The sequence below is a fragment of the Sorangium sp. So ce131 genome (assembly GCF_051519095.1).
Classification (GTDB): domain Bacteria; phylum Myxococcota_A; class Polyangia; order Polyangiales; family Polyangiaceae; genus Sorangium.
Window position 1 is genome coordinate 4,907,551 of record NZ_CP150455.1, and the last position, 6,757, is coordinate 4,914,307.

General features: G+C 76.0%; 2 protein-coding genes. Both read left to right on the forward strand.

The features are described 5' to 3' along the window. Window positions 1-4,650, forward strand: a complete 4,650-nt coding sequence (locus WMF43_RS18025) for a sigma 54-interacting transcriptional regulator (protein WP_437681690.1) — start codon at window positions 1-3, stop codon at window positions 4,648-4,650. A gap of 460 nt (window positions 4,651-5,110) precedes the next feature. Then, window positions 5,111-5,986 carry a hypothetical protein gene (locus tag WMF43_RS18030; protein ID WP_437681691.1) on the forward strand — a complete coding sequence of 292 codons (876 nt, stop codon included), beginning with the start codon at window positions 5,111-5,113 and terminating at the stop codon, window positions 5,984-5,986. Window positions 5,987-6,757: the final 771 nt, after the last annotated feature.

Genomic DNA, 6,757 nt, shown 5'->3' on the forward strand with positions numbered 1-6,757 from the left:
ATGCACGCCCCGCAGCGCGAGCCCTTCGTGGCCCATGCTCGGTACGAGCCGGGCGAGATCCTCGGGCAGGGAGCGCAGGGCGTCGTGGGGCGCGTGATCGACCGCGAGGCGCGGGGGCGCGAGCTCGTCGCGAAGGTGTTCCGTCAGGGCGCCTTCCGCGAAGACGCCCTGCTCGGCGAGTTCGCGCTGCTCGCGCGCCTGCGCGTCCCCGGCGTGGTGCGGGCGCACGACCTCGGACGGGACGAGCGGACGGGAGCCCCCTTCCTCGTCGAGGAGTACGTGGCCGGCGACGACGCCGCGGCGTGGGTGCAAGGGGCCCCGGCCGAAGGGCGCCCGGCGCGGCTCGCGCGTGTGCTCGGCGGCGTCGCGAGGACCCTCGCCGCCCTGCACGACGCGGGGTTCGTGCACAGCGATCTCAAGCCGGCGCACGTCCGGATGCGACCGCTCGGAGGGGGCAGCGCCGAGGCCGTGCTCCTCGACCTGGGGGCCGCAGTGGCGCGGGCGCGCGCGCCGGGCGGCGCCGTCGCGTTCACCTCCGCGTTCGCCGCCCCCGAGCTGCTCGCCGGGGGCGCGCCCTCGCCCGCGTCCGACCTCTACAGCCTGGGGGCGCTCGTGTGGTGCTCGGCCGCAGGCCGCCCGCCCGGGCCCTTCCGCGCGCGGCGCCCGCTGCGCGACGCGGCCCCGTGGGTCCAGCCGAGCGTGGCCGAGGTGATCGAGGCGCTCCTCGCCCTGCACCCGCAAGACCGCCCCCCCGAGGCCCGCGAGGTGCTCCGGCAGCTCGGCGTCGCGACCGCGGAGGCGGGCATCGCCGTCGGGGCGCCGCCCGCACCCATCGGGCGGGAGCGCGAGCTCGAGGCGCTGCAACAAGCGCCGTCAGGCCGCGTGCGCTACATCACCGGACCGAGCGGCGCCGGCAAGAGCCACCTCGGCCGCGAGCTCGTGACGCGGGCGCTGCTCGGCGGGCGCAGCGCTCGGTACGTGGCGTTCCCGCGCGAGGCCGACCCGCTCCTGCCGCGGCTCATCGCGTTCTTCCGGGGCGCCGAGCGGGCGCCGCCGTTCGTGACGCCGCCCGGCGACGGGCCTCCGCTCCTGCTCTTGCTCGACGACCTGGACCAGGCCCCGGCCGAGCTCCGCGCCGCGCTCGACGCGTACCGGTGCCGGCCGGCGGCGCCCGGCGGCGCGGCGATCGAGGTGGTCGCGACCGCCCGGAGCGCGCCCGAGGGCGCGGAGTGCGTGGCGCTCGAGCCGCTCAGCGACAGGAGCTTCGGCGCGTTGTGCAGCGCGCTCGGCGTGGACGACGAGGCGAGCCTGCGCGAGGCCGCCGCGGCGTCGGAGAAGAACCCGGGGTGGCTCTTCGCGTCGCTCGGCCGCGTGCCGCTCACGAAAGACACGGCGATCGAGCGCGTGCGCGGGCTGTCGGCCGACGCCTGCGCGATGCTCGCCGCCATCGCGATCGCGGGCGGCGCTCTGCCGGAGGCGCTCTGCCGTCCCGGGTTCGGGCGCGGCGGCCGGGCGGCGGGGCGCAGCGGCGGGCTGCCGGCCGCCTCCGGCGAGCGGGCCCTCGGCGAGCTGCTCGCGGGCTCGCTGATCGCGAGGCGGGAGGAGGCGGCCGGCGCGCTCTACACGCTCTCCGCTCCGGCCCTGGCGAGGGAGCTCGCCGCGGCGCTCGCCACGCCCGAGGTCGCCGAGGAGGTCGCCGCGGCGTTGCTCGCGGATCCCGGCGCGCCTGCGTCGGCGCTCCTCTCGGCGGCGGCGGCGCCGTGCGCGCCGGCCCGCCGCGCAGAGCTCCGCGAGCGGGCCGCGGCGCAGGCGCGCGACGCCGGGCTGCGGTCGGAGGAGATCGAGGCGCTGCTCGCGCTCGGCGAGGACGCGCACCGGAGGACCCCGGGGCTGCTCTGCAGGCTCGAGCGGCTGACGCGCGATGCGGGCGTGGGCGCGGCGCACCCGCAGGTCGTGGCGTGGCTCGACGAGGCGGCGCAGCGGGACGAGCGGGTGCTCGTGCTCGCGCTGCGGCGGCGCGCGGAGAAGCGCGCGCGGGACGGCGACGCGGCGGCGGCGAAGGAGCAGGCGCTCGCGGCGCTCGCGGCGGCGCGGAGGCTCGGCGGCGGGGCGGCCGAGGCGTTCGCGCTGTCCACGCTGGGGCTCGTGGCGCTGATGCGCGCCGACTGGGGAGAGGCGGAGGCGTGGCTCGCGGAGGCGCAGGCGAAGCTGCCCTCGGCGGGCGAGAGCGCCGACGACGTGGAAGAGGTGGCGCGGCTCCACCACAACGCGGGGGTCGTCGCCCTCTACCGCGGCCAGGTGGAGGACGCGGTGCGGACGTTCGAGGCATCCCTCGCGGTCAAGCGGAGCCTCGGGGACCGGGCCGGGATGCGGTCGTGCCTGATGAACCTGGGGATCGCGCTCGGGAAGGCGTCGCGCTACGAGGAGGCCTTCCGCGCGCTCGACGAGGCGATGCGGCTCGCGCGGTCGCTGGGTCAGGTGGCGGGGCGCGGCTGGTGCCTGTCGGCGCGCGCGGACATCGAGGTGCGCCGCGGCGACGCGCGCGCGGCGGAGCGCTGCATCGAGGAGGCGTGGGCGCTCGCGGCGTCGCTCCCCGCGGCGATCCAGGCCGATCTGGTGATCGCGCGGGCGAACGTGGCGTTGCTCGACGGCGACGGTCAGCGAGCGCTCGCGGCGCTCGCGGCGCTTTCGCCGGGCGTGCGGGCGAGCGACCCGCTGGTGGACGCGCGGGCCCGGGTCGCGGAGGCGCAGGCGTACCTCACGAAGCTGCCGGCGGAGCCCCGGCGGGCGGCGCGGGGGGCGATCCGGGCCGCGCGGCGGGCCCGCGCGGCGATGCTCGCGGAGGTGGAAGCGCAGGCGCTCGACGTGCTGCGCTCGGCGCGGCAGGGCGCACGGCGGGCGCCTGCCGCGGCGCAGGGCGCACGGGCCGCTGCAGGTGGCGCGTATGCTGGTCGGGGCATGAAGGAGGCGGCGAGCGGGGAGGACGACGCGCTCTGGGCGTGGCTCGCGTCGGTGGCGGCCGCGGGCGACGGCGCGACGGCGGCCGCGGACAGCGCGGCGGAGGCGGCCGTCGGGCTCGCGCGCGCCCTCGTGCGGCAGTCGGGGGCGGAGCGCGCGCTGCTCGCCGTGGTCGACGAGCAGCTGCGGGTGGTCGCGGCCTGGGGCGCCGACCTCGACGGGCTGGAGATCGCCGAGGCGGCCCGGCGCATCGCGCCGGACCTGGCGCAGCTCGCGCTGAGCCAGGCCGCGCCCGTCCACTACCAGCGCGACGTGGAGACGCCGGGCGGCCGCGGCTCGCGGCTCCTGCTGCGCGTCGGCGCGGACCTGGCCTCCCTGGGCGCGCGCGCCCCCGGGGCGAGCCCGGTCGCGCCGGGTCCGGCGCTCTCCGGCCCTCCGCGCGCGCTCGTCGTCGTCGAGCACCGGTTCCGCGCGGCGTGCTTCGACGCCGTCACGGAGGTGCAGGCCGGTCGCTGGGCGTCGCTCGCGGGGCTCTTCCTGCGGCTCTTCGCCCGCCCCGGAGCGCCGGACGAGCCCCGCCGCCAAGGCCCGGCGCCCGCCTGCCTTGCCTCGCCCGCCGAGCCCGCGCCCGACCCCCGGCGCGCCGAGACGACCGTCGTGCCCGCGGCCCCGCTGCGGAGGAGCTTCCCCGACATCCTCGGCCAGAGCCCCGCGCTGCGCCGGGCGCTCGCGCGCCTCGACGCGGCCATCGACAGCGACCTGCCGGTGCTCCTCACGGGCGAGACCGGCACGGGCAAGGAGCTCTTCGCCCGGGCGCTCCACGAGCTCGGCCCGCGCCGCTCGCGCGAGCTCGTCGCCGTCAACTGCGGCGCCGTGCCCGACACGCTCTTCGAGGCGGAGCTCTTCGGCCACGCGCGGGCCTCGTTCACGGGGGCCGAGCGCGCGCGCCCCGGCCTGCTCGCCCAGGCCGAGGGCGGCACGCTCTTCCTCGACGAGCTGGGGGAGCTGCCGCTCGCGCGGCAGGCGGTGCTGCTGCGGGCGCTGGAGTCACGGCGTTATCGCCCGGTGGGCAGCGACGACGAGCGGCCGTTCGACGCGCGGATCGTCGCGGCCACGAACCGGGATCTGGCGCAGGCGGTCGCCGAGCGGGCGTTCCGGCAGGACCTGCTCTTCCGGGTGAACGCGATCGAGATTCACGTGCCGCCGCTCCGCGACCGGGAGGGCGACGTGCCGCTGCTGCTCCGCGGGTACCTGGAGCGGACGGACGCCCCCGTCGAGATCGCGCCGCGCGCGCTGGCGGCGCTCGAGGCGTACCCGTGGCCCGGCAACGTGCGGGAGCTCGCGCACCTGGTCCAGCGCCTGGCCGCGCTCGGCGTGCGCCGCGTCGAGCTCGAGCACCTCCCGCGGGCGATGCGAGCAAACACGCGCCGGACGCCCGCCGCGGCGGAGCGCCCCGGGGCCCCGGCCGGTCCCGTCCCGCCGCCGGCCGCGGGGCGGGGCGGCTCGGGCGAGGCGCGCCGCGCGGCGGCCGAGGACGACGAGCGCGAGCCGATCCGGCGCGCGCTCGCGGAGACGGGCGGGAACATCAGCCGCGCGGCCGAGCGCCTCGGCCTGACGCGCCACGGTCTGAAGAAGCGCATGGCGCGCCTCGGCATGCGCGCGCCCTCCGGGTCGCAGAGGAAAGCGGAGTGAATCCCCTCGTGAAGGCTCTGCCGACAGAGAAGCAGGCAAAGGCAGCATCGGAGGACTCTTTATGAAAGGCAGCGGTTCCGGAGCACTGAACAGGTCGAGGCCCAAGGAGGATCACCAGAGAGGCCGCGAGGCGGGGAGAAACGTCGCTTCAATCTTCCCGCGTCCGCGCCTCCAAGGTCCGAGCTCTCACCGTGGATCGGTCGCGCGGTTTTCGCTCGCGCTGCTCGTCGCGGGCTGCTCGCCGGCGGGCGTCGGCGAATCGCCGTCTCACCGGCCGGACAACGGAGGTGGCGCCCCCACCGCGCCGCCCTCGCTCGCTGCGTGCGACGCCTCCGCGGCCGATGGCGTCGCGGTCTCCGCGTCGGACGCCGACGCAGGCGCCCCGCAGGCGCCCGGAGCTCCCCCCTACGCGATCGACGGCTGCTGGCTCGCCTACGTCGCGGCGCCCGAGGCTTCCGAGGTGAGCGGCGATCTGAAGCTGCGTGATCTCGGCACGGGCGAAGAGCTCCTCCTCGCGCCCGCCGCCGAGGAACCCCGCCGCCCTGCGCTCGCCGGCGACGTCGTGGCCTGGGAGGCGACCGAGAACGGAACACGCGTGGTGCGCGCGCGCTGGGGCGGCGAGACCAGGACGATCCCCGGCCCGTTCGATCACGCGGGCGAGCCGCGCGTGGAGGGCGACGCCGTGGTGCTGACGGGCTGGCTGACCACGGACGAGGCGGGCGACACGGACATCTTCCTGTACGAGCCCGGCCAGGCGGAGGCGGTCCGCGTCGCGTCCGGCCCGGGGCAGCAGCGTTTCCCGGACATCACGGCGACACACGTCGCCTTCGCTGATTTCTCCGAGGATCTCGACGGTCGCTTCGACCAGGACGCGCGCGATCTCGCGGACATCGTGGTCTATGATCGGCGCACGGGGCGCGCCGCCCCGCGCCCGCGGGAGGGCAAACAGGCGTTCCCGATGCTCGGCGCCGGAGAGAAGGTGGCCTATCTCGAATGGGCGCCGATTCACCCGGAGCCCAAGTTCGACCAGTTCGAGCTGCTGATCGGGGACATCGCCGCTCCCGGGAGCGGCGACGCCGTGGCGGCGCGCATCGAGATGGGGGGCGCGCCGTACGTGCTGCCCGCGGTCCGCGGCGAGCTCGTCGAGTGGGTGGAGCGACCCGCGGAGGGCGAGGTGTCCTTGCGGCGGAGGCCGGTCGATCTCTCGGCGGCCGCGGACGAGGTGCCCGGCCTCTCGGGGCTCGAGCTGTTCGGGCCGTCGGCCTCGGCGACGATCACGGTGCTCGCGGCGCGCTCGCCGGGCGGCGAGCTGGAGCTCCGCGGCATCGCGCGGTGATCCACGGGGCCACCTGCCCCGCAGGCCTGGCTGTGGCGTGAAGGCGGCCCCTTCGATGTGCGGATAAGTTGTTGGTATAGCGTTGCCTGGGACCGACCTTGGCGCCTGGGTCCAGCAGTCGAGGCGTCGGCATGCGCAGGGCGATGTGAGCGTTGCGCGCACGCCGATGACTTTCTGGTGGCATTCCAGTCGGACTCAGACGCCTGCCACAAAAGCGCTTCGACGTCCATGCCCGAGGTAAGAGCCCAGCGCGTTAGCAACGCTCGCTGGGATCCGCGCGGAGGGCGACCCGAGTCGACCAGTATGGCCGCAAAGGGCCATTCCTGCCGCGACTGCGAAAGCGCTTATTTGTTTGCTCGAGCAAACACTTCCTTGTTATCGCCGGTAATTGCAGAATTCTGTGCGTAGCGCTACGCATGACGCGACACGAGTCATATGCGGGCATACTGGCGTCCAGAGGAATTCTTCGCTGTGGGTGCAGCTTTTTTGAGTGTGACCGTTGGTCGCGCGACAAGAGCTGTCATCCACGTCATGACAACGACGAAGGAGCTCACGAGCTGCCTCATGTCGAGCGTTCGCCATCTCCACGCTCGCACAGGAACACCCGAACATCGAGCCCCTCGCTCGATATCTCTCGGGTGAATCCACCGGCAAAAGCTCGCGACGAGGGATGACCCTCCTCCGCCGAAGCTTCCTCACGCGCCGATCGCCGACGTCGGTTCGGATGGCTCATCCCCGAACACGCCCACTCCCGTGCCAGGAGCCAAGACC